A 19960-nucleotide genomic window follows, 5' to 3' on the forward strand; every position below is an offset into this window, starting at 1 on the left:
GGGAGGGTGGCTCCGAGCGATAGCGAGGAGCCGGGTGGGGTGAGTGGCTGAACGCCCCCACCCCGGCTCGCTTCGCTCGCCGACCCTCCCCCGCAAGCGGAGGAGGGATAAGAAAGCCCCATGCATTACGTTTCCCTCCTCATTGAATTCCTGCGCGGGCGCCCCGCCTTCGTGTTCTGGACCGTGGCCCTGGCGCAGGCTGTCCTGTGGACGCTGGTGCCGGCGCTGTTCTACAGCGCGCCGCCCGGGGACGTGCCGCTGCTGCTCGCCATCGGTCATGAATTCGTGCTCGGCAGCTATCTCGGTCCGCCGCTCGCCTTCTGGCTGGGCGAAGCGGCCTTCAGGATCGCCGGCGTGTTCGGCCTCTACGCGCTCGCGCAGGCCTGTGTCGTTCTCACCTATTGGGCGGTGTTCGCGCTCGGCCGCCGCATCGTCGGCACGCGGCATGCGATGCTCGGCGTGTTGTTGATGGTGGGCGTCGCCGCGTTCACGGTACCGACGCCGAATTTCGGTCCGGCGGTGCTGGCCGCGCCGCTCTGGGCGCTGGCGCTGCTGCATTACTGGCGCGCCGTCGGCGAGCGCGAGCGCGGCTACTGGTTTCTGTTGGCGCTCGATCTCGGTTTGCTGCTGCTGGCGAGCTACGCCGGCGTCATTTTGATCATCCTGCTCGCGGCCTTCACGCTCGCGCATCGCAACGGACAACGCGCCTTGCTGCATCCGGAGCCGTGGCTCGCCGCGGTGCTGTTCGCGATCGTGGTGTTTCCGCACGCGGCCTGGCTTGGCACGATGTGGCGACTGGTGCTCGGCGGCTTCAACGACAGCAATCTCGCGACCGGCACCCATGCGCCGGCCGTCTGGTTCGCCGTGACGCTCGTGCTCACGCATCTCGGCCTGGCGCTTCTGGTCTTGCTAGCGAGCGGCTGGCCGCGCAAGCGCAAGGACGATGCGCCGGAAATCACGCGCCATCCCGTCTCGGACTTCGCCAAGCTCTATGTCTATGTGTTCGCACTGGCGCCGGCCTTGGCGGCGATCGCCTTCGTTGCCCTCAGCGGCAAGCTCGGGCCGCTCGAGCGGGTCACGCCTTTGGTGGTGCTCTCGGGCCTTGCCATCGTCGTTGCCGCCGGCAACCGGGTGCAGCTCTATCGCGAGCGGCTCGTATCGTCGGCCTGGCTCGGTCTTTTGGTCGTGCCGCCGGCGCTGGTCGTGCTCGGCATGGCGCTGTTGCCCTGGCTGACGAAGACGGAGCTTGCCATCGCCCAGCCTGCCAATGCGGAGGGGCGTTACTACGGCGACGTCTATGAGCGCCGTACCGGCAAGCCGCTGCCTTACGTCACCGGCGATGCCAAGCTCGCGCCGCTGATCGCCATGACCGCGCCGAGCCGGCCGCACGTGTATTTTGCCTGGGCGCCGGAGCGCAGCCCCTGGGCGACCGCCGCCGATGTGCGGACGCAAGGCGGGCTCTTGGTGTGGCCAGCGACCGACAATGCCGGCACGCCCCCCACCGCAATCAAAGAGCAGTTTCCCGACATGGTGCCGGAAGTGCCGCGATCCTTCGCGCGCACGATGCAAGGTTTCCTGCCGCTCATCCGCCTCGGCTGGGCGATGATCAGGCCGCCCGCGCCGCCGCAGCCTTGAGCGTCATTCTCGCTGCGGCCGGAATGACAAGGGCTCAGTGATAGCTCTCGCCTTCGGCGACTTTGCCGCGGAACAGCCAGTGCACGAAGATGAAGTAGCCGATGATCATCGGCAGCAGGAGCAGCGTGCCCATGAGCATGAATATCTGGCTGGCGGGGCCGGCCGCGGTGTCCCACACCGTCAATGATGGCGGCACGAGATAGGGGAAATTGGAGATCACCAGTCCCGCGAAGCCGAGCAGGAACAGCACAATCGCAGCTAGGAAGGGCGGCGCGTCGCGCTCTTCGTTGATCCAGCGCCAGACGAGATAGGCGGTGAGCGCGGTGATCGACGGCACCGGCCACAAGAAATAGAAGTTGGGCAGCGAGAACCAGCGCTCGGCGATGCGCGGCTCCATCAGCGGCGTCCACAGGCTGACCGCCGCCATGAACGCCAACACCAGCACGAGAAAGAACTTCGCCTGACCGCGCGCGCGTCGCGCCACCGGTCCCTCGGTCTTCATCACTAGCCAGGTGGCACCGAGCAGGCCGTAGCCGCACATGAGGCCGAGTCCGCACAAGAGGGCAAAGGGCGTCGCCCAGTCGAACGGGCCGCCGCTGAACGCGCCGTTGCTCACGGTGATTCCCTCGATCAGGTGTCCGAGGATGACGCCTTGCGCGAAGGAGGCGATCGTCGAGCCGGCGGTGAAGGCGAAGCTCCACCACGTCTTGCTATGCGACACGAGACGGAATTCGAAGGCGACGCCGCGAAACACCAAGGCCAGCAGCATGATGATCATCGGCAGATAAAGCGCCGGCATGATCACCGCATAGGCCTGCGGAAACACGACGAACAGCCCGACGCCACCCATGATCAGCCATGTCTCGTTGCCGTCCCAGAACGGCGCCACCGAACGCATCATCTGGTCGCGTTCGCGCTCGTCTGATGCGGTCGGAAACAGAATGCCTATGCCGAGGTCGAAGCCGTCGAGGACGACGTAGAGGATGACGGCGACGCCGATGATGGCGGACCAGATCAGCGGCAGATACCATTCCATCGCACGTTCTCCGGCGTTCTAGTCGATGGTCGTGCCGCCGGCGTCGCGCGCGGCGGCGATGGGACGGTTCGAGAAGGTGTCACTCGGCTTGACGGCGGCGGGCTGGTCGGGGCCGCGCACGATCAGGCGGTTGATGTAGTAGATGCCGAACCAGAAGACGATGCCGTAGGTGACAACGAATAGCGCCAGAGTCCCGGCGACGGTCGCGCCCGGTACCGGCGATATCGCGTCGGCGGTGCGCAGAATGCCATAGGCGATCCAGGGTTGGCGGCCCGTTTCCGTGACGACCCAGCCGGAAATCACCGCGACGAAGCCGATCCACCAGCACTGCGCCATGACGCGCAAATACCAGCGCTGTTCGAACAGCGAGCCGCGCCACCACAAGAACGCGCCGAGCAGCGCCGCAGCAATCATGAACAGGCCGATGCCGACCATGATGCGGAAAGCGAAGAACACAGGCACGACCGGCGGCCGTTCCGAGGGCGGCACGCTCTTGAGGCCGGGGATCAGGCCGTTCCAACTATGCGTGAGAATGAGCGAGGACGCGTGCGGGATCGCGATCGAGAAGCGGTTGGTCTCCGTTTTCTCATCGGGCCAGGCGAACAGTTCGAGCGCCACAGGCTTCGAGCCGTCCCAATGGCCTTCCATGGCCGCAACCTTGATCGGCTGATGCTTGAGTGTGTTGAGGCCATGTTGGTCGCCGATGAAGAGCTGCAGCGGCGCGAGAATGACGAGCAGGCCGATGGCCATGCGCATCATGGTGCGTCCCTCGGCAACGTAGCGCCCGGCAAGCAAATAGCGCGCGCCGACTGCGAGCACCACGAAGGCCGTGGTGATGTAGGCGGCGTTGAGCATATGCGCGAGACGATAGGGGAAACTCGGATTGAAGATCACCTGCAGCCAGTCCACGGGATAGGCGATACCATCGCGGATGACGTGGCCGGTCGGCGTTTGCATCCAGCTGTTGGCGGCGAGAATCCAGAAGGCCGACAAGGCCGTGCCAACAGCGACGATGGCGGCCGAGAGCACGTATAGCCAGGCCGGCACACGATTGAAGCCGAACAGCAGAATGCCGAGGAACGTCGCTTCGAGAAAGAACGCCATCAGCACTTCGTAGCCGAGCAGCGGTCCCAGCACGTTGCCGGTGACGAGCGAGAAGCGGCTCCAATTGGTGCCGAACTGGTAGGAGAGCACGATGCCGGAGACCACGCCCATCGCGAAGGACACCGCGAAGATCTTGGTCCAGAACCGCATCAGGACATGGAAGCGTTCTTCGCCGGTGCGCAGCCAGACTACGCCGAGTGTCGCAATATAGGCCGACAAGCCGATGGTGAAGCTCGGGAAAATGATATGGAATATGACGGTGAAGGCGAACTGCAGACGAGCCAACAGGACAGGGTCGAAGTCCATGGCGAACTCCCAATGGGCATGTTGGTCAACTTTATATAGTTCCAGACCGCATTTATAGTTCCCAAATTGTCCTAGCGTGGACGTATTCGTAGTCCGATTGTTGGCAATTGCGCTTAATAATGCGCTTCAAATCGAGGCTCGGCGGACGAGGTGGCTCAGGTGAGCATGTGGTCTTCATGGCTAGTCTGGGCGGCGCTGTCGGCGATCTTCGCCGCGCTGACGGCGATCTTCGCCAAGGTCGGCGTCGAGAACATCGGTTCCGACCTCGCCACCTTCATCCGCACCATCGTCGTCATCGTCACGCTCGGCTTGCTGCTCGCGGCGACCGGGCAATTCCAGGCGCCGAGCAGCATCTCCGGCCGCAGCTATCTCTTTCTCGTGCTGTCGGGGCTGGGCACCGGCGCGTCGTGGCTGTGCTATTTCCGAGCGCTCAAGCTCGGCGATGCGGCGAAGGTCGCGCCGATCGACAAGCTGTCGGTGGTGTTGGTCGCGGTGTTCGGCGTCATGTTCTTGGGTGAGCGCTTGAGCGCGCCGAACTGGCTGGGTGTCGCGCTGATCGCCGTCGGTGCGATCCTGGTTGCGTATCGGTAGGGCGCCAATTCCGGACAGGCGAGGGCCGCTCGTCCCGGGAAAAAGGCTTAAGCGCTCACCGACGCTGTCATCGTCCGCGAAAGCGGACGATCCAGTAATCACCTCGTTTTCCATCGTGTACTGGATGCCCCGCTTGCGCGGGGCATGACATTGAAAGCATCGAGGGACGCAATCGCGAACAACCGCTAGCCGGCGCCAGTTAACTCTCCAGCGCTTTCTTGATCGCCAGGAAATCGCGCCAGGCAAAGCGCTTCTGCAGCGGGCTGCGCAGCAGGAACGCGGGATGGAACGTCGGGATGGCGCGAATCTCGCGCTTGCCGGTGTCGAAGGTGAACCAACGGCCGCGCGTCTTGGTGATGCCTTCCTTCAGGCCGAGCAGGGTCTGTGCCGAAGGGCCGCCGAGACATACTAGAATATCCGGATCGGCAAGCTCGATCTGCCGCGTGACGAAGGGCAGGCAGATCTGCGACTCCTGCGGCGTCGGCGTGCGGTTGCCGGGCGGACGCCACGGCACGATGTTGGCGATGTAGACGTGACGACGGTCGAGGCCGATCGCCGCCAGCATACGGTCGAGCAACTTGCCGGAGCGGCCGACGAAGGGCAGCCCCTCGATGTCTTCGTCGCGTCCAGGGGCCTCGCCAACGAACATCACGCGCGAGCCGGGTGTGCCGTCGGCGAAGACCAGCTTGGTGGCCGTCGCCTTGAGTGCGCAGCCGTCGAAGCGCTGGAGAATGTCGCGCAGTTCCTCGAGCGTCTGGGCGCTTCTGGCGGCGACGCGGGCCTCCATCGCGGCGGCGTCGGGCGCCGGGGGTACGAAGGGGGCCGCGGGTGGGGCGATGCGCGGTTCGGATATGGCGGGAGCCGTGCGCGCCGGTTGGAGCGGCGGCGTCTCCTCGGCGAAGTGATCCACAGCCTCTTCGCCCAGCGCGGCATCGACGCCGGCTTCCAGATAGAAGTCGAGCAACTCCCGCGCGGGTTTAATGTCGGCTGAAACCATTTTTGCACCTTAGCACGAAGCCCGGACGATTGCCGCCCGTGTTTAAAAATGGAAAAAGGAAACCCAAGGGAGACCATTCATGACAGAGCTGCCCGCGCGTGAGGCGATGGAATTCGACGTGGTGGTTGTGGGCGCCGGTCCCTCGGGCCTGGCCGCCGCCATCCGTCTCAAGCAGATCAACGCGGATATTTCCGTGGTCGTGGTCGAGAAGGGTTCCGAGGTCGGCGCCCACATTCTGTCCGGCGCGGTGATCGATCCGGTCGGCCTCGACAAGCTGCTGCCGGACTGGCGCTCGGAGGATACGCCGATCACGACGACGGTCACCGACGACCGCTTCTATTGGCTGGGCCAGAGCGGCTCGGTGCGGCTGCCGAACCTCATGCTGCCGCCGCTGATGAGCAATCACGGCAAGTACATCGTGTCGCTCGGCAATGTCTGCCGCTGGCTGGCGACCAAAGCGGAAGCGCTCGGTGTCGAGATCTATCCGGGCTTCGCCGCGGCCGAGGTGCTCTACGACGACAACGGCGCGGTGGTCGGCGTCGCCACCGGCGACATGGGCATCGGCAAGAGCGGCGAGCCGAACGCCAATTTCACCCGCGGCATGGAATTGCGCGCCAAGTACACGTTGTTCGCGGAGGGCGCGCGCGGCAATCTCGGCAAGCAGCTTCTCGCGAAATTTAATCTGCAGGAAGGCCGCGAACCGCAGAAGTTCGGCATCGGCCTCAAGGAGCTGTGGCAGGTCGCGCCCGAGAAGCACAAGAAGGGGCTGGTGCAGCACTCGTTCGGCTGGCCGCTGGACAATTCGACCGGCGGCGGCTCGTTCCTCTATCACTTCGACGACAATCTGGTGTCGGTCGGCTTCGTCGTCCATCTCAACTATCAGAATCCTTATCTGTCGCCGTTCGAGGAATTCCAACGCTTCAAGACGCATCCGCTGGTGCGCGACACGTTCGAAGGCGGCAAGCGTCTCTCTTACGGCGCGCGCGCCATCACCGAAGGCGGCTATCAATCGGTGCCGAAGCTGACGTTCCCCGGCGGCGCGCTGATCGGCTGCGACGCCGGCTTCGTCAACGTGCCGCGCATCAAGGGCAGCCACAACGCCATGCTCTCCGGCATGCAGGCGGCGGAAGCCGCTGCCGCGGCGCTGGCAGGTGGCCGGGCGCATGACGAGCTTGCGGATTACGATGCCGGCTGGCGTGGCTCGGCGATTGGCCAAGATCTGTCGCGCGTGCGCAACGCCAAGCCGCTTTGGTCGAAATACGGAACGATGCTCGGCATCGGCCTTGGCGGTGTCGATATGTGGACGCGGACCCTCGGCTTCTCGCTGTTCGGCACCCTCAGCCACGGCAAGCCGGACTATGCGACGCTCAAGCCGGCGTCCGAATGCAAGCCGATCGCCTACCCCAAGCCGGACGGCAAGGTGACCTTCGACCGGCTCTCCTCGGTGTTTCTGTCCAACACCAACCACGAGGAAGACCAGCCGCCGCATCTGAAGGTCAAGGACATGGACCTGCAGAAGCGTTCCGAGCATGACGTCTATGCGGGGCCGTCATCCCGCTACTGCCCGGCCGGCGTGTACGAATGGGTGGAAGAGGGCGGCAATCCGAAATTCGTCATCAATGCCCAGAACTGCGTCCACTGCAAAACGTGCGACATCAAAGATCCGAATCAGAACATTACCTGGGTTCCGCCGGAGGGTGCGGGCGGGCCGAATTATCCGAATATGTGAGCCGAAGCCGGTCCAGACGGCCACGATGCTGCCACACGGGGCCATTCAAGCTGCCGGTCTGCGCCGTCGATGGCTGTTCTTGCGGGGGCGGCGCAAAAAGTCCATTCTCGGCACAACCTCGGCGGTGCGTGAGCAGCCGGCCGCCATCGCCCATTTGGAGCGTCGCCAGTGAATTCTTGGAGCCTCGGCCGGTACTTTGCCGGCACCGCGCTCGCCGCCCTGTTGGCGGCGGCACCGATCGAGCTTGCCGCTCAGCCGAGCGACCAAGACCTGATCGGGCTGACGGCATCGGGCAGCTATCTCGCCGCCCGCCATGCCGGGCAGATGCGTGATGCCGCCGCCGCCGCCGCTTACTACCGGGTGGCGCTCAACCGCGACCCCAAGAACGGCGAGTTGCTCGATCGTACCTTCCTGTCGCTGCTGGTCGGCGGCAACATCGATGACGCGGTCAAATACGCCGACCGGGTTGCGGCGGCCGACAAGAGCGATCGCGTCGCGCGCCTCGTGCTTGGCGTGAACGCACTGAAGAAGAAGCAGTACACCGCCGCCCGTCGCGAACTGTCGCAGTCGGTGCGCGGCCCGATCACCGATCTGACCGCGACCTTGTTGTCGTCGTGGGCGCAGTTCGGAGCCAAAGATACCAAGGGCGCGGTAGCGGCGATCGATCGTCTCGCCGGTCCCGACTGGTACGCGATCTTCAAGGATCTGCACGCCGGCATGATTCTCGATCTCGCCGGGCAGGAGAAGGAAGCCGGCAAGCGGTTTGAGCGCGCCTACAAAGCCGACGCCTCCGCGCTGCGCGTGGTCGAGGCCTATGGCAGCTGGCTGTCGCGCAACAAGTCGCCGCAGGAGGCGCTGGCGGTCTACGAGGCCTTCGACAAGGTGCTGCCGCGCCATCCGCTGATCGTCGACGCGATGACCAAGCTCAAGGCCGGCGAGAAGCTGCCGATCCTGGTATCGTCGGCGCAGGCCGGCGCCGCCGAGGCGCTTTATGGCCTCGGTGCTTCGCTCGGCCGCCGCGGCGGCGAGGATCTGGGGCTCGTCTATCTCCAGCTCGCGCTGCACCTCTCGCCGAATCATCCGTTGGCGCTGCTGTCGCTCGCCGATCTGTACGAGTCGCTGAAGAAGCCGGAACTGGCGATCAAGGCTTACGAGCGCGTCCCCGCGAGCTCGCCGCTGCATCGCAACGCCGAGATCCAGATGGCGGCGAACCTCGACACGCTCGATCGCTCCGACGAGGCCGAGAAACACCTTCAGGCGCTGATCAAGCGGCATCCCGACGACATCGAAGCGGTCATGGCGCTCGGCAATGTGCTGCGCGGGCACAAGAAGTTCGCCGAATGCGCCGACGTCTATTCCAAGGGCGTCGATCTCATCAAGAACCCGGAAAAGTCGAACTGGGTGATCTTCTATTTCCGCGGCATCTGCTACGAGCGCTCGAAGCAGTGGCCGAAGTCGGAAGCCGATCTCAAGAAGGCGCTGGAGCTCTACCCCGATCAGCCGCACGTGCTCAATTATCTCGGCTATTCGTGGATCGATCAGGGCGTGAACCTCGACGAGGGCATGTCCATGATCAAGAAAGCCGTGCAGCAGCGCCCGGACGACGGCTACATCGTCGACTCGCTCGGTTGGGCCTATTACCGCATCGGCAATTACGACGAGGCGGTGAAGCAGCTCGAACGTGCGATCGAGCTCAAGCCGGAAGATCCGACCATCAACGATCACCTCGGCGACGCCTATTGGCGCGTCGGCCGTGAGCTCGAGGCGCGCTTCCAATGGGCGCATGCGCGCGATCTCAAGCCCGAGCCGGAAGAACTGCCGAAGATCGAAGAGAAGCTGAAGAACGGTCTCGCTGCCGAAAGCTCCAACCAGGCCAAGGCGACGAAGAAGACCGGCGACGGCGGCTGAGTTCTTTCCCTCCTCCCGCATAGCGGTGGGGAGAATCGACCGCGCAAGCGAAGCGATGCGCGGCCGGGGTGGGGCGTCTTCGATTGGCTGCGTAGAACCATTTGCCTCACCCCCGGCCCGTCCCCCACCACTCGCAAGAGCTCTTGGGGGGAGGGAAGGAGATGCGTCGGCGCGTTTCTTTAATCAGGCATTTCAAGGTTTATTGCGCGTGACCTCGCTGGTCGAACAGGCTCCTGCCAAGATCAATCTGACGCTGCGTATCGTCGGACGCCGCGCCGACGGCTATCACCTGCTGGAAAGCCTGGTCGTCTTCGCGACCGTTGGCGACAAGGTGCGTCTCGAGCCCGGCGTCCCGCTCGGCCTCGATATCAGCGGCCCCTATGCCGGGGCCTGCGGCCGCGCCGCCGACAATCTGGTGCTCAAGGCCGTGGCCGCGCTGAGTGAGCGTGTGCCGGGTCTCAAGGCGGGTCATTTCCATCTCGAAAAGAATCTGCCGGTGGCCGCGGGTATTGGTGGCGGCTCGTCCGATGCCGCGGCGGCTTTGCGGTTGCTCGCGCGTGCCAATGGCGTCCTGGCCGACGATCCGCATCTGGCCGCTGCCGCGCTCGCGGTCGGCGCCGACGTGCCGGTCTGCCTCGATCCGCGTCCGCGCATCATGCGCGGGATCGGTGAGGATCTGTCGGAAGCGCTTTGGTTGCCCGAGTTGTTCGGCGTCCTCGTCAATCCGGGCGTGCCGCTGACGACACGCGACGTCTTCGCGAAGCTCTCGTTGGAGCGCACCAGCAAGAAGCCGCTCACGGCGCCGCCGAACTGGTCGGAAGGGGTGATCGATTATCTCACCGCGCACGGCAACGATCTCACCGAGGCCGCGGTGGCCTGTGCGCCGGCGGTCGGGGAGGTTCTGGCGACGCTCGCCGCGCTGCCGGGCGTTCTGCTGGCGCGCATGTCGGGCTCGGGCTCGACCTGCTTTGCGCTTTTGCCGACGGCCGCGGAAGCCGCTGCGGTCGCGGCGCAACTCCGGAGCGAGCATCCGCGCTGGTGGGTCGCCGATACCGTCTTCGGTTAGCCGTACGACCGCGACATTTATCCGTGTCTTCGAATCGTTGTGTCTTCGAAATGACCGTTTTGACGGGAACGGTTGCCAAGCCGCCGAATTGCCGATAGGCACCGGCGCGTCAGTGGAGAGAACCATGAAAGTCCGTTGGCTTATCGTTGCCGTTGCGGCCTTGGGCGTCGTCGCCGCCAATGCGGCCGTTGCCAAGCCGCGCAAGGCCAAGACACCGCCGCGCGCGGCCGCCTGTGTCGACGGGCCCTATCAGTTCTCGTGGGATTTTCTCCTGCCCGGCAATCACGGCCCGCAGCCGAACGGTTGCGCGCCGCCGGTGTATCAGTACGGCCGCTATATCGGTCAGGATCCGGACCCGAACATCCGCTTCCAGCTCATGCGCGATCCGGCCACCGGCTACTCGGGCGAATTCTCGCGCTAAGCGCCGTGTCCTGTAGGGCCGGCTAAGCCGCGCCATCGGCGCGCTTGCGCTACGGCGTGTCGTACAAGAAACTCAGTGCGCGCGCGCGATCGAGAAATCGACGGCTTCTTCGAGCGCCTGCTTGATCGGTGAATCGGGCGCGAGCGCCAGCGCGTCCTTGGCGATGGCGCCGTAATGGCGCGCGCGACCGAGCGTGTCCTCGATCGCGTGATGCTTGGCCATCATCGCCATCGCGGCGTCGAGATCGCCGTCCTCGACCTTGCCCTCGACCAGTGTGCGATTCCAGAAGGCGCGTTCGCTTTCGGTGCCGCGCCGGAACGACAGCACGACCGGCAGCGTGATCTTGCCTTCGCGGAAATCGTCACCGACGTTCTTGCCGAGCTTGGCGGACTTGCCGCCGTAGTCGAGCGCGTCGTCGACGAGCTGGAAGGCGATGCCAAGGTTCATCCCGAACGAGCGGCAGGCGGCCTGTTCGGCCTTCTCCTTGTTGGCGAGCGCGGGGCCGACCTCGCAGGCGGCGGCGAACAGCTCCGCCGTCTTGGCGCGGATCACGGCGAGGTATTCGTCTTCGTTGGTGGCCGTGTTGTTGGCGGTGCCGAGCTGCATCACTTCGCCTTCGGCGATGACAGCCGCCGCCGAGGAAAGAATGTCGAGCGCGTGCAGATTGCCGACCTCGACCATCATCTTGAATGCCTGGCCGAGCAGGAAATCGCCGACCAGCACGCTCGCCTCGTTACCCCACACCATGCGGGCCGCGAGCTTGCCGCGGCGCATGTCGCTTTCGTCGACGACGTCGTCGTGCAGCAGCGTCGCGGTGTGCATGAATTCGACGGCGGCGGCGAGCTTGATGTGGCCGTCGCCGGAATAGCCGGCGAGCTTGGCCATCGCCAGCGTCAGCATCGGCCGTAGCCGCTTGCCGCCCGACGCGATGAGGTGGTTCGCCACCTCCGGGATCATCGTTACCTCTGAGCCGGTCCGGGCGAGAATGGTCGCATTGACGCGTTCCATGTCCGCAGCCACGAGGTCGACGAGGCGGTTGAGCCCAGCGGGACGCGGACTCTCGAAAGGAACGACGACGGCCAATGCAGATCTCCAGGTTCAAGCGGGCGCGAGCATAGAAACGCTGTGTTAACGCGGCAAGTGCGTTACATTGCGGTCACTGCGAGTTGAAGCGCCGGTTACGGCAAGAGGGGCTCCGGGTGGCGACAGAATCTACAACCTCCGCGACGGCCGACGGTTCGGCCCGCCTTGCGGGCTATAAGATCGCCGTGCTGGTCCCTTGCTACAACGAGGAGGTGGCCGTCGCCAAGGTGGTCGGGGATTTCCGCGCCGCGCTGCCCGAGGCCACGGTCTTCGTTTACGACAATAATTCCACGGACAATACGGTCGCAGCCGCGCGCGCGGCCGGCGCCGAGGTCTATCGCGAGACCCGTCAGGGCAAGGGTTTTGTGGTGCGCCGGATGTTCACCGACGTGGAGGCCGATATCTACGTACTGGTGGACGGCGATGCGACATACGATGCGCCGAGCGTACGCAAGATGATCGCGCGCCTCGTCGATGAGCGCCTCGACATGGTGGTCGGTAGCCGCGTCCATCGCGAAAAGGCCGCCTACCGCGCGGGCCACGAGACCGGCAACCGTCTGCTCACGCGCTTCGTCGCCTCGGTTTTCGGCCCGAGCTTCAACGACATGCTGTCGGGCTATCGGGTGTTTTCCCGGCGTTTCGTGAAGTCCTTTCCGGTGCTGTCCGGCGGCTTCGAGATCGAGACGGAGCTGACCATTCACGCGCTCGAGCTTGGTCTGGCCGTGGCCGAGATCGACACGCCTTACTACGCAAGACTGGAAGGCTCGAGCTCCAAGCTCAACACGTGGCGCGATGGCTTCCGCATCTTGTGGACGATCCTGCAGCTTTATCGGGCCGAGCGGCCGCTGCCGTTTTTCAGCGCCGTCGGGTTCGCGCTGGCGATCGTATCGGTGGCGCTGGCGGTGCCGATCGTCATCACCTTCGTCGAAACCGGCATGGTGCCGCGTTTGCCGACCGCTATTCTGTCGACCGGCCTGATGCTGGTGGCGTTTCTGTCATTCGCCGTCGGCCTGGTGCTCGACACCGTGACGCGCGGGCGCCGCGAGATGAAGCTTTTGGCTTTCCTCGCGCTGCGCGGGCCCGGCGATGAATGGCGGCGCAACTGATGCGTGAGATCGTGCGCACCAACGATGCCGTGCTGGTCACCGCGATCGAGGCGCTGCTGAAGGCCGCCAACATCCATCATCTGGTGCTCGATCAGAACATGAGCGTGCTCGAAGGCTCGCTCGGTGTGCTGCCGCGCCGCATCCTGGTGCCCGACGAATTGGAAGCGCAGGCGCGGCGGCTCTTGCAGGAAGCCGGGCTCGGCCACGAATTGCGCGGCGATGAGCGCTGAACGCGTGACCTTGGAAACGAGCGAAGACGCTGTGCTCGGCGGCCGGCTGCGGCTGCGGCAACCCTTACGCGGTCATCGCGTCGGACACGATGCCATCCTGCTCGCCGCCTTTACGGATGCGCAGGCGGGTCAGCACGCGGTCGACTTCGGCGCCGGTGTCGGCGGCGCCGGCCTTGCCCTGGCGCGGCGGATCGCAGGGTTACAGGCGACGTTGGTCGAGATCGACCCGGTGCTGGCCGCGCTCGCCGGACAGAATGCCGCGCTGAACGGCCTTGCGGAGCGGGTGAACGCGGTTGCCGCCGACGTCGCGGACGCCCCGGGCTTGACCGCTGCCGGGCTCGCCGCCGAGAGCGTCGATTGCGTGCTGATGAACCCGCCCTTCAACGACCCGCGGCGACAAAATGTCTCGCCGGACCCGCGACGCCGGCTCGCGCATGTTGCGGATCCGGACCTGCTCGGCCGCTGGGTGGAAAGCGCAGCGCGGCTGCTGAAGCCTGAGGGGCGACTGACGCTGATCTGGCGCGCGGAGGGCTTGCCCGGGGTGCTCGAAGTCCTGGCGCCGGTGTTCGGCGCGGTGTCGGTGCTGCCGGTCTATCCGCGTCCGGGCGCGGCGGCGATCAGGGTGTTGGTTCGGGCGGTGAAGGGCGAGAGCGCTGGACACCAGAATCATGCCGGGCTCGTCCTCAACGGCAGCGATGGACGTCCAACGGTGGCGGCGGAGAACATACTGCGCGGTGGCGAAGCTCTCGGCCCTGCTCGTTTTTAAGGCGGAATTTATGCGCCTCGACTGCCTAAACTCTGCGCCGCAGCGGCACAAATCCTCGCCAGCGACGCTGGCCGAGCTGGCGTCTCAACCGACCGAGGTTCTCCTCCGTCAGGTAAGAAAGGCCAATAACGCTGGCGATTAGCACGATCAAAAGAGTGATCTTCGGGTCCATCGACTGGTCTCTCGCGTGCCGCCGCTTCGCGCGGCGGTTGTTTCGCTGCAAAAAGCATTCCATAGGTAATGCGTGGCAAAATGTGGGAATCTGCTCTCACGTTTGCGTCACTTCGCAGTGACCATCGTCGCAGTCCTTCGCCTTGCGCCGTTACCGATGGCGTGCCTTTGACATCGACAGGGTCGGTGCCTACTTGCTTTCGACTGCAACGCATTGAGCGGGAATTGGATGCCAAACTTTTTTTCACGCCTGCTCGATTTTTTGGGACCGCTGGTGCCGTCGCGCTTCCGCGCCGACATTCCGGTGGTGCCGGTGGTACGTCTGTCCGGCGTTATCGGCGTCACCACACCGCTGCGGCCGGGTCTCATGCTCGCCAACGTCGCTCGCGTGCTGGAGCGTGCCTTCGACGTGCGCAATGCGCGGGCCGTGGCGCTGATCATCAATTCGCCCGGCGGCTCGCCGGCGCAGTCGCATCTCATCTTCCGCCGTATCCGCGATCTCGCGGCCGATAAGAAGATTCCCGTGCTGGCCTTCATCGAGGATGTCGGCGCGTCCGGCGGTTACATGTTGGCCTGCGCCGGCGACGAGATCATCTGCGATCCCTTCTCCATCGTCGGCTCGATCGGCGTGGTCGGCGGTTCGTTCGGCTTCGTTGAACTGATGGAGAAGGTTGGCATCGAGCGGCGGCTCTATACCTCGGGCGATCGCAAGGTGATGCTCGACCCGTTCCTGCCGGAGAAGCCTGACGACGTTGCGCGTATCAAGGCGGTGCAGAAAGATATCCATGAGCATTTCATCGCGCTGGTGAAGGAGCGCCGCGGCTCGAAGCTCAAGGGCGACGATCAGACGCTGTTCTCCGGCGAGTTCTGGACCGCGCAGGCGGCAATCGATTTCGGCCTCGCCGACCGCGTCGGCGATCTGCGGACGACGTTACGCGCGCGCTATGGCGAGAAAGTCCGCACGCCGTTGATCGAGGCCGAGCGCAGTCTGCTGGGGCGCAAGTTGTCGGGTGTCGGACTGGCCAAGTTTGCCGCGGCGGAAAGCACCTTTGCCGACGATGTCATTTCGGCGCTGGAAACCCGCGCCGTTTGGTCGCGTTACGGTTTGTAGGGGTCGTCAGTCGCGAAAACGCCTTGATTGAATCTCACGTTTTCGACGGCTTGTGCTGGAGAGGAACCTTGCGATGCCGCCGTTTGTATTCACGCCGCTGGTGAAGTGGAGCTTGGCCGCCCTCGGCGGTGCCATGGTCGTGCACTGGGTGGTCAAGGAAGTGCGGCGCGTGAACGAAGAGCTCGAGGCGCGTCGCGCCACCGCCAAGATCCGCGACCAGGAGCGGCGGCCGACTTTGCGCCGCGATCCGCAGACCGGCGAGTACCGTCTCTAAGAATGTCGCGTGAGCGGTGAAGCGGGCGCCTTCGTTCCCGCTCAGGTGCGGCCGCTGCCGGTGACCATCGGTCCGACGAAGAGGACCATGAAGATCACGCCGATGACCTGAAACGTCGTCATGGAAGCTCCCACGTCGCTGCCGCGCCTCACCTTAGTCATATAGCTAGCAACTCGGGTTCAAAACGGCATGAACCCGATTGCTGCAATTGTCGGTATTTGCGCTTTCCGTGCCTGTTGGCCGCTCTGATCGGCGTCGCTTGACCCCCTCAGGGGCCGCCGATAGGGTCCCGCGCGATTTTTCCCGTCCTCGAACATCCCGTATCGACACGATGGCCGAAGCCACTCTTCTCGCCAGCCGCCCGGCGCGTTCCGACAACCTCGACCCCACGCGGTCGTTCCAGGGCCTGATCCTGGCGCTGCAGCGGTATTGGGCGGATTGGGGCTGCGTCATCCTGCAGCCGTACGACATGGAAGTGGGGGCGGGCACGTTCCACCCGGCGACCACGCTGCGGGCGCTTGGACCGAAGCCGTGGAATGCCGCTTATGTACAGCCCTCGCGCCGTCCGAAGGACGGCCGCTATGGCGAGAACCCGAACCGGTTGCAGCACTATTACCAGTTCCAGGTGATCCTGAAGCCGTCGCCACCGGACCTGCAGGAGCTCTATCTCGGCTCGTTGAAGGCCATCGGCATCGATCAGGCCGTGCACGACATCCGCTTCGTCGAGGACGACTGGGAAAGCCCGACCTTGGGCGCCTGGGGCCTCGGCTGGGAATGCTGGTGCGACGGCATGGAAGTGTCGCAGTTCACTTACTTCCAGCAGGTCGCGGGCTTCGAATGCGCGCCGGTCGCGGGCGAGCTGACTTACGGTCTCGAGCGCCTCGCGATGTATGTGCAGGGCGTCGACCGCGTCTACGATCTCAACTTCAACGGCCGTACCGACGACAAGAAGGTCACCTACGGTGACGTCTTCCTGCAGGCCGAGCGCGAATATTCCAAGCACAACTTCGAAGTCGCCGACACGGCAATGCTATTCGAGCAGTTCAAGATGGCGGAAGCGGCCTGCCAGAAGTATCTCGCCGCCGGTTGGACCGGTGACGACAAGACCAAGCACACGATGGCGCTGCCTGCCTACGACCAGTGCATCAAGGCATCGCACGTCTTCAATTTGCTCGACGCGCGCGGCGTCATCTCCGTGACCGAGCGCCAGAGCTATATCCTGCGCGTGCGCGAACTGGCCAAAGCCTGCGGCGCCGCGTGGCTCGCGACGGAAGCCGGCGGGGCTGGTTAAAGTCGCGCGATACTGTACGCTTCACCCGGCTTGAGGGCCTGTTCCCCTCCCCCTTGTGGGGAGGGGTTAGGGGTGGGGGTGGTCGCGTATGATCCCTGCAGATGAACCTGGCGAGCGGGTTTGGGCGCGCACCGACCGTGAGTTGGCTCCGCCACAACGTGCATTTGCTCGTCGGATGCGAAAGGCGCCGACCGAGGCAGAGCGCAAGCTTTGGTGGCATGTCCGTCATCGCCTGCCGATGTCCGGCTCGCATTTTCGCCGGCAGGTTCAAATAGGCGCCTATATCGCTGACTTCGCTTGTCACAGATGCAAACTCGTCATCGAAGTTGATGGCGGCCAGCATGCGGTTCAAACAGCGGAAGATGTGTCGCGGAGCGGGCGCTTAGAGGCCGAGGGCTATCGCGTGCTTCGCTTCTGGAACAACGATGTGCTTTCGAACATCGACTGCGTCCTGACGGAAACTATGAGCGCAATCACAGCGACCCCCACCCCCGACCCCTCCCCACAAAGGGGAGGGGAGAAGCGGGCGCGGAAATAACTTGAACCTTTGCCTTCGGGGACGCGACCAACCATCATGACCACCTGGATCATCCTCATCGTCGTGGCCGCCGTTGCCGTCGCGGCGATCGTCGTTTTCAACCGCCTCGTGTCGACGCGGCAGATGGCGAACGAAGCCTGGAGCGGCATAGACGTGCAGCTCAAGCGCCGCGCCGAGCTGGTGCCGAACCTCGTCGAGGTCGTGAAGGGCTATGCCGCGCACGAGCGCGGCCTGCTCGAAGACATCAGCAAACTGCGCGGCCAGGCGGGCAGCCTGCCGCGCGAGGATGTCGCGCAACGCGCGCAAGTCGAAGGCGCGCTTACGGTCGCGCTGGGCCGCCTGATGGCGCTCGCCGAGAGCTATCCGGACCTCAAGGCCAGCCGCAACTTCCTCGAGCTGCAACAGCAGCTCAGCACGCTCGAGAACGAATTGCAGATGGCGCGGCGCTATTACAACGGCGCGGCGCGGAACCAGAATGTGCTGGTGCAGTCGTTCCCGTCGAACGTGATGGCCGGTCTGTTCGGCTTCCGTGAGCGGCCGTTCTTTGAGCTGTCGAGCGAGGCGGAGCGCGCCGTGCCGCAGGTTGCGCTCGGTTCGTGATGACACGGCTCGGACAATTCGCGCGGGTCGCGGTGGCTGCGCTGACGCTGTGGCTCGGCAGCTTCAGTCCAGGTTTCGCGGCCGAAATTATTCATGCATTCGACTCGACGGTCGTGGTCGCCAAGGATGGCGAGCTCACCGTCACCGAGCGCATCCGCGTGCGCGCGGAAGGCGCGAGCATCAGGCGCGGCATCTTCCGCGATTTTCCGCTCACCTTCACCGATGCGCAGGGCAAACGGCGGGAGGTCTCGTTCACGCTGCTTGACGTGACGCGCGACGGCAAACCGGAGCCGCATTTCACCGAGCACAAGGGCAACAATGTCCTGCGCATCTACGCCGGCGACAAGAACACGCTGCTGCAGGCCGGCGACTACACCTATGTGATCCGCTATCGCACCGCGCGTCAGGTACGATGGTTCGACGGCAAGCCGGAATTGAACTGGAACGTCACCGGCAATTTCTGGACTTTCCCGATCACGGCCGCGAGCTATCGCCTCGAACTCGCCGATCACATGCGCCCGACGCGCTGGACGGCCTTCACCGGTCCGCGCGGCGCGCGCGGCACCGACTGGCGCGGCGCGATTGATGCGGACGGCACTCTCGCCGTTTCGACGACGCGGCCGTTGCGCGCCGGCGAGGGGCTCACGGTCGTCGCGGCGCTGCCGGAGGGCGCGGTCGCGCCGCCGACGCAGTCCGATGAGTTCTGGTACGCGCTGGTCGACAACCGCGCCTGGATCCTCGGCGGCCTCGGCTTCCTGCTCGTGTTCGGCTACTACGTCGCCGCATGGACCGCGGTCGGCCGCGATCCCAAGCGCGGCACCATCATCCCGCTGTTCTATCCGCCCAAGGATATCTCGCCGGCGCTCGCCAACTACATCGAGAACTGGGGCTTCGGCCGCGAGAAATGGCGCGCCTTCACGGCGGCGGCACTGTCGTTAGCGGTGAAGGGGCTCATCCGCTTCGACAACAAGGGCGGCAAGCTGATCCTCAAGCGCACCGACCGCGAACCGGAAGGCGGCGTGGCGGCTTTGCCGGCGGGCGAGCGCGCGATCGAGTCCTGGCTCATCGATCGGCGTGGCACGGTGGAGATCGGCAGCGACAATGGCACCAGCATTGCCGCCACCGGCGCCATCTTCGACGCCAGCATCGAGTCGGAGAACAAGAACCGCTTCTTCCGGCGCAATGTCGGCTACGTGATGTTCGGTCTCCTGATGACGATCGCGGTCATCGTCGGCGTCATCGCATTCGGCGGCCTGCAGGACGAAGACATCCTGATTATCGTCTTCTCCGCCTTCGCCGGCTTCTGGCTCGGCATTTTCCTCGTGCCGATCATCATGACGGTGACCGGCGTAAACAGCTTCGCCACCGCGGTGCGCGCGGCGCTGACGTTGATCGTGCTCGGCATCTTCGGCGCCATTGCCTACACCGTCGTGCAGAACTTCCTGCCCAACGGTTTGGTCAGCCTGCTGCCCGAGGCGCTGTACTTCATCGAGGGGCACCCGCTGCCGTTCCTGCTCGTCGGCGGCTTTGCCGCGCTCAACGGCTTGTTCGTCTACCTCATGCGCGCGCCGACCGCGCTCGGCCGGCCGATCATGGACCAGCTCGCCGGCTTCAAGTTGTATCTGCAGACGGCCGAATCCGATCGGCTCAACCTGCAGGCGCCGGAGATCACCGCCGAGCGTTTTGAGGCGCTGCTGCCCTATGCGGTCGCGCTCGACGTCGAGAAGCCATGGTCGAACGCCTTCGCGGCGGCGCTCAAGCGGGCGCATCCCGAGGACGCCGACCCGATGCGGCACTATCAGCCGGTGTGGACCAGCGGTTCGTGGTCCAGCGCCAATTTCGGCAGCGCCGTCGCCTCGACCGTGGCGAGTGCCTCGAGCGCGCTGTCGAGCGCCGTGCCGGTTTCGTCCTCCTCGTCCGGCTTTTCCTCCGGGGGCGGTGGTTCGGGAGGCGGGGGTGGCGGTGGTGGCGGCGGCGGGTGGTGAGCCGCCGGGTGA

19 protein-coding genes are annotated in these 19960 nt (G+C 64.9%); 15 read left to right on the forward strand and 4 right to left on the reverse strand.

All coding sequences use genetic code 11. The features are described 5' to 3' along the window. Positions 1-120 precede the first annotated feature (120 nt). Positions 121-1635: a glycosyltransferase family 39 protein gene (locus tag DW352_RS24395; protein WP_115693765.1), complete on the forward strand. Its 1515-nt coding sequence runs from the start codon at positions 121-123 to the stop codon at positions 1633-1635. Positions 1636-1669: 34 nt separating this feature from the next. On the opposite strand, the gene cydB is transcribed toward DW352_RS24395, so the two are convergent. Next, positions 1670-2671, reverse strand: a complete 1002-nt coding sequence (gene cydB, locus DW352_RS24400; protein ID WP_115693766.1) for a cytochrome d ubiquinol oxidase subunit II — start codon at positions 2669-2671, stop codon at positions 1670-1672. 18 nt (positions 2672-2689) lie between these two features. Continuing rightward, the gene (locus tag DW352_RS24405; protein ID WP_115693767.1) at positions 2690-4081 is read right to left on the reverse strand and encodes a cytochrome ubiquinol oxidase subunit I; all 1392 of its coding nucleotides are present in this window, start codon (positions 4079-4081) and stop codon (positions 2690-2692) included. Between the two features lie 165 nt (positions 4082-4246). Between DW352_RS24405 and DW352_RS24410 the strand changes: the two genes are divergently transcribed. After that, positions 4247-4672 (forward strand): EamA family transporter, encoded by a 426-nt coding sequence (locus DW352_RS24410; protein ID WP_115693768.1) that lies wholly within the window; start codon positions 4247-4249, stop codon positions 4670-4672. 199 nt (positions 4673-4871) lie between these two features. Here the strand turns inward: DW352_RS24410 and DW352_RS24415 are convergent, their stop codons facing one another. Then, on the reverse strand, positions 4872-5669 hold the full coding sequence (locus tag DW352_RS24415; protein ID WP_115693769.1) for a uracil-DNA glycosylase: 798 nt from the start codon (positions 5667-5669) through the stop codon (positions 4872-4874). A gap of 79 nt (positions 5670-5748) precedes the next feature. Between DW352_RS24415 and DW352_RS24420 the strand changes: the two genes are divergently transcribed. The 4 genes from DW352_RS24420 (at position 5749) to DW352_RS24435 (ending at position 10793) form a co-directional block, all read left to right on the forward strand. Beyond that, the gene (locus tag DW352_RS24420) at positions 5749-7398 is read left to right on the forward strand and encodes an electron transfer flavoprotein-ubiquinone oxidoreductase (protein WP_115693770.1); all 1650 of its coding nucleotides are present in this window, start codon (positions 5749-5751) and stop codon (positions 7396-7398) included. 168 nt (positions 7399-7566) lie between these two features. After that, the gene (locus DW352_RS24425; protein ID WP_425374621.1) at positions 7567-9306 is read left to right on the forward strand and encodes a tetratricopeptide repeat protein; all 1740 of its coding nucleotides are present in this window, start codon (positions 7567-7569) and stop codon (positions 9304-9306) included. A gap of 208 nt (positions 9307-9514) precedes the next feature. Then, entirely contained in the window at positions 9515-10372 is an 858-nt protein-coding gene (locus DW352_RS24430) for a 4-(cytidine 5'-diphospho)-2-C-methyl-D-erythritol kinase (protein ID WP_115694590.1), read from the forward strand. Positions 10373-10496: 124 nt separating this feature from the next. Continuing rightward, positions 10497-10793, forward strand: coding sequence for a hypothetical protein (locus DW352_RS24435; RefSeq protein ID WP_115693771.1), 297 nt, complete (start codon positions 10497-10499; stop codon positions 10791-10793). A gap of 72 nt (positions 10794-10865) precedes the next feature. Here the strand turns inward: DW352_RS24435 and DW352_RS24440 are convergent, their stop codons facing one another. Then, positions 10866-11876, reverse strand: coding sequence for a polyprenyl synthetase family protein (locus tag DW352_RS24440; RefSeq protein ID WP_115693772.1), 1011 nt, complete (start codon positions 11874-11876; stop codon positions 10866-10868). 116 nt (positions 11877-11992) lie between these two features. Between DW352_RS24440 and DW352_RS24445 the strand changes: the two genes are divergently transcribed. From DW352_RS24445 to DW352_RS24490, 9 genes are all read left to right on the forward strand, one after another. Continuing rightward, positions 11993-12982, forward strand: coding sequence for a glycosyltransferase family 2 protein (locus DW352_RS24445; protein ID WP_115693773.1), 990 nt, complete (start codon positions 11993-11995; stop codon positions 12980-12982). Then, complete coding sequence (locus tag DW352_RS24450; RefSeq protein ID WP_115694591.1) at positions 12982-13212, forward strand: putative signal transducing protein; 231 nt, start codon at positions 12982-12984, stop codon at positions 13210-13212. The genes DW352_RS24445 and DW352_RS24450 overlap by 1 nt, the downstream gene beginning before the upstream one ends. Beyond that, positions 13202-13978, forward strand: coding sequence for a tRNA1(Val) (adenine(37)-N6)-methyltransferase (locus DW352_RS24455; protein ID WP_115693774.1), 777 nt, complete (start codon positions 13202-13204; stop codon positions 13976-13978). Before DW352_RS24450 ends, DW352_RS24455 begins: the two co-directional genes overlap by 11 nt. Positions 13979-14378: 400 nt before the next feature. Then, positions 14379-15260, forward strand: a complete 882-nt coding sequence (locus tag DW352_RS24465) for a S49 family peptidase (protein ID WP_115693776.1) — start codon at positions 14379-14381, stop codon at positions 15258-15260. A 73-nt stretch (positions 15261-15333) separates the two neighbouring features. After that, positions 15334-15534, forward strand: a complete 201-nt coding sequence (locus DW352_RS24470) for a hypothetical protein (protein WP_115693777.1) — start codon at positions 15334-15336, stop codon at positions 15532-15534. A 331-nt stretch (positions 15535-15865) separates the two neighbouring features. Beyond that, positions 15866-16825: a glycine--tRNA ligase subunit alpha gene (locus DW352_RS24475; protein ID WP_115693778.1), complete on the forward strand. Its 960-nt coding sequence runs from the start codon at positions 15866-15868 to the stop codon at positions 16823-16825. Positions 16826-16913: 88 nt separating this feature from the next. Next, the gene (locus DW352_RS24480; RefSeq protein WP_115693779.1) at positions 16914-17363 is read left to right on the forward strand and encodes an endonuclease domain-containing protein; all 450 of its coding nucleotides are present in this window, start codon (positions 16914-16916) and stop codon (positions 17361-17363) included. Positions 17364-17399: 36 nt separating this feature from the next. After that, on the forward strand, positions 17400-17963 hold the full coding sequence (locus DW352_RS24485; RefSeq protein ID WP_115693780.1) for a LemA family protein: 564 nt from the start codon (positions 17400-17402) through the stop codon (positions 17961-17963). Beyond that, positions 17963-19948 (forward strand): DUF2207 domain-containing protein, encoded by a 1986-nt coding sequence (locus DW352_RS24490; RefSeq protein ID WP_115693781.1) that lies wholly within the window; start codon positions 17963-17965, stop codon positions 19946-19948. The genes DW352_RS24485 and DW352_RS24490 overlap by 1 nt, the downstream gene beginning before the upstream one ends. Positions 19949-19960: the final 12 nt, after the last annotated feature.

Origin of the sequence: Pseudolabrys taiwanensis (assembly GCF_003367395.1) — a bacterium.
Lineage (GTDB): Bacteria > Pseudomonadota > Alphaproteobacteria > Rhizobiales > Xanthobacteraceae > Pseudolabrys > Pseudolabrys taiwanensis.